This window comes from Mycobacterium sp. (assembly GCF_036488105.1).
Lineage (GTDB): Bacteria > Actinomycetota > Actinomycetes > Mycobacteriales > Mycobacteriaceae > Mycobacterium.
This window is the reverse complement of the sequence record NZ_DASXHW010000306.1, coordinates 1-3,378: the sequence shown is the minus strand read 5'-3', so window position 1 is coordinate 3,378 and position 3,378 is coordinate 1. Positions and strand designations below refer to the sequence as shown.

At 65.6% G+C, this 3,378-nt stretch carries 4 protein-coding genes; 3 read left to right on the top strand and 1 reads right to left on the bottom strand.

Annotated elements, in window-relative coordinates:
* The 3 genes from groL to VGH54_RS16150 all read left to right on the top strand — a co-directional run.
* On the top strand, positions 1-1,552 hold a 1,552-nt coding region (gene groL, locus VGH54_RS16160; RefSeq protein WP_331513076.1), incomplete at its 5' end, for a chaperonin GroEL.
* Between the two features lie 111 nt (positions 1,553-1,663).
* Positions 1,664-2,041, top strand: coding sequence for a heme-binding protein (locus tag VGH54_RS16155; protein WP_331513075.1), 378 nt, complete (start codon positions 1,664-1,666; stop codon positions 2,039-2,041).
* Between the two features lie 130 nt (positions 2,042-2,171).
* Positions 2,172-3,035 carry a DUF559 domain-containing protein gene (locus VGH54_RS16150; RefSeq protein WP_331513074.1) on the top strand — a complete coding sequence of 288 codons (864 nt, stop codon included), beginning with the start codon at positions 2,172-2,174 and terminating at the stop codon, positions 3,033-3,035.
* Between the two features lie 78 nt (positions 3,036-3,113).
* Here VGH54_RS16150 and VGH54_RS16145 read toward each other — a convergent pair.
* Positions 3,114-3,378 (bottom strand): amidohydrolase family protein (locus VGH54_RS16145; protein ID WP_331513072.1); only part of this gene is annotated, 265 nt, incomplete at its 5' end.

Here is a 3,378-nt window from a genome sequence, read left to right as displayed (position 1 = left end):
CGTCAAGGTGACGCTCGGCCCGCGCGGCCGTAACGTCGTGCTCGAGAAGAAGTGGGGCGCGCCCACCATCACCAACGATGGTGTGTCGATCGCCAAGGAGATCGAGCTCGAGGACCCCTGGGAGAAGATCGGGGCCGAGCTGGTCAAGGAAGTTGCCAAGAAGACCGACGACATCGCCGGTGATGGCACCACCACGGCCACTGTGCTGGCTCAGGCGCTGGTGCGCGAGGGTCTGCGCAACGTGGCCGCGGGTGCCAACCCGATGGCGCTCAAGCGGGGCATCGAGAAGGCTGTCGAGGCCGTCGCGCAGGAGCTGCTCAAGACCGCCAAGGAGGTCGAGACCAAGGAGCAGATCGCCGCTACCGCCTCGATTTCCGCGGCCGACAACTCCATCGGCGAGCTGATCGCCGAGGCGATGGACAAGGTCGGCAAGGAAGGCGTCATCACCGTCGAGGAGAGCCAGACCTTCGGGCTCGAGCTTGAGCTCACCGAGGGCATGCGCTTCGACAAGGGCTACATCTCGCCCTACTTCGTGACCGACGCCGAGCGGATGGAGGTCGAGCTGGAGGACCCCTACATCCTGCTGATCTCCTCGAAGGTCTCCACCGTGAAGGACCTGCTGCCGCTGCTGGAGAAGGTCATGCAGGGTGGCAAGCCGCTCGCGATCATCGCTGAGGACGTCGAGGGCGAGGCCCTGGCGACCCTGGTGGTGAACAAGATCCGTGGCACGTTCAAGTCCGTCGCGGTGAAGGCCCCCGGTTTCGGTGACCGTCGTGAGGCGATGCTGACCGACATGGCCATCCTGACCGGTGGTGAGGTCATCTCGGAGAAGGTCGGCCTGAAGCTGGAGAACACCGACCTGGCGCTGCTGGGTCGGGCCCGCAAGGTGGTGGTCACCAAGGACGAGACCACCATCGTCGACGGTGCCGGTGACGCCGACCAGATCGCCGGTCGGGTCGCGCAGATCCGCAACGAGATCGAGAAGAGCGACTCCGACTACGACCGCGAGAAGCTGCAGGAGCGTCTGGCCAAGCTGGCCGGCGGTGTTGCGGTGATCAAGGCCGGCGCCGCGACCGAGGTCGAGCTCAAGGAGCGCAAGCACCGCATCGAGGACGCGGTGCGCAACGCCAAGGCCGCCGTCGAGGAGGGCATCGTCGCCGGTGGTGGCGTGGCTCTGCTGCAGTCGGCTCCGGCTCTGGACGATCTGAAGCTCACCGGCGACGAGGCAACGGGCGCGAACATCGTGCGCGTGGCACTGTCGGCTCCGCTGAAGCAGATCGCCTTCAACGGCGGGCTGGAGCCCGGCGTTGTCGCCGAGAAGGTCGCCAACTCCAAGCCCGGTGTTGGGCTCAACGCCGCGACCGGTGAGTACGAGGACCTGCTCAAGGCGGGCGTGGCCGACCCGGTCAAGGTGACGCGTTCGGCGCTGCAGAACGCGGCGTCCATCGCGGCGCTGTTCCTGACCACCGAGGCCGTCGTTGCCGACAAGCCGGAGAAGGCCGCCGCTGCTGCCGGCGACCCGACCGGTGGCATGGGCGGTATGGACTTCTAAGTCCGCGTCAGACAACGAAAAACCCGGTCCCCAGGTGGGGCCGGGTTTTTCGTATTTGTGGGTAACTGATGTACTGAACATTCGAACAGTAGGGAACGAAGGGACGACGCAGTGAGAAAATCGTTATGGCGCACAATCTTTGGAGTAATCACCGGCTGCGCTCTTTTCGTCACCGTCGCGCCGACCGCTGGTGCCGCACCCGATCCGTGCTCGGCCAGCGGGCTGGCTGCCACCTCCAGTGGGGTGCTGAACGCGGCAAGCGGATACCTGGACGGCCACCCGGATGCCAATAACGTGCTGACTGCCGCGGTCAACCAACCGCCGGCGGACGCGAAGTCGTCGGTGCGGGGGTACTTTCTCAGCCACCCCGGCGAGGCCTTGGAGTTGAAGGGCATCGCCCAGCCGTTGCTCGATCTACGTGGCCGGTGCAACGCCGCCGTGTCGCCCGATCAGTTGGCCGCGCTCTTCGACGCGCTGAGCGCGGGCTAGAGCTCGTTCTGGGCTGGAGTGTGCAGGTTGTCTACGCCTTTGCGCCGTTTTCGTAGGCAGAAGCTGCACACTCGATGCGCTGTGCATGATTGCGCGCGGCACCGACCGCCATTGACCGAAGATTTCGCCCATGAACACAGACGACTGGCCGTTTCTCGGGCGGCAGGCCGTGCGGCGAGGCGAGATCTCGGCCTGGCGGCTCCAGCGGGATTACCGGCCCGTCTACCGCAACGTCTACGTGTCTAAGCAAGCGACGTTGACTTCGCTCACCCGCGCCCGAGCGGCCTGGCTGTGGTCCGGTGGCGACGCGACGCTCACTGGTCTTTCCGCGGCGGCCGTTCTGGGCACGAAATGGGTGGACGTCGATGAACCCGCAGAGTTGTGCCGTCCCAATCGACACGCCCCGGCGGGGATTGCGGTCCGTACTTACGACTTGGACACCCGAGAAACGTTAGTCCGTAACGGGATTCGGATTACCACCCCCGAGCGGACCGCGTTCGACATCGGACGATCGTTGTCGGTGAACCGTTCGATACCCGTCCTCGATGCGCTGGCGCACGCCACGAACTTCAAGATCGCCGACGTCGTATCCCTGGCTGCTGCCAGGCCCGGCAGCCGGGGTATTCGACGGCTGCGATCGGCGTTGAAGCTGGTTGACGGTGGCGCCGAGTCTCCGCAGGAGAGTCGGGTGCGATTGCTGTTGGTAGCGGCGGGACTACCGCCGCCCCAGACGCAGATCGAGTTCACCGATGAGTTCGGCACAGCGAGGATCAGAGTCGACATGGGGTGGCGGGAGTGGCGAGTCGCTGTCGAGTACGACGGCATCCAGCACTGGTCTGACCGGTATCAGCGGTCGTGGGATATCGACCGCATTGCGCTGCTCGAAACGATGGGGTGGGTGGTAGTCAGGATCAGCGCGGAGATGTTGTCCAGACCAGACGTGATCATCGAACGCGTGCGCAGCAAGCTCAGGGAGGCGGGTTGCCCGATCTAGCACGCCGACTGTGCAGCTCAGGTGAGTGATTTTCGCCAGTTCGGACAGATAACTAACCTGCACACTGGCCGCGCTACTTCAGGCGGGCACCGACTGGCGGCCACGGACCAGCTTGCCGGGCCGCGCGTCGGTGGGCACGCCGTTCTCGGCGATCACCTCGCCGGCGACGATCGTGGCGACGTAACCGTCGGCGGTCTGATCCAGTCGGCGGCCACCGGCGGGCAGGTCGTGGGTGATCACCGGCTTGTGGATCCGCAGTGCCGCGTGGTCGATGACGTTGAGGTCGGCCTTGTAACCCACAGCGATGCGGCCGCGGTCGCCGAGACCGGCAACGCGGGCCGGC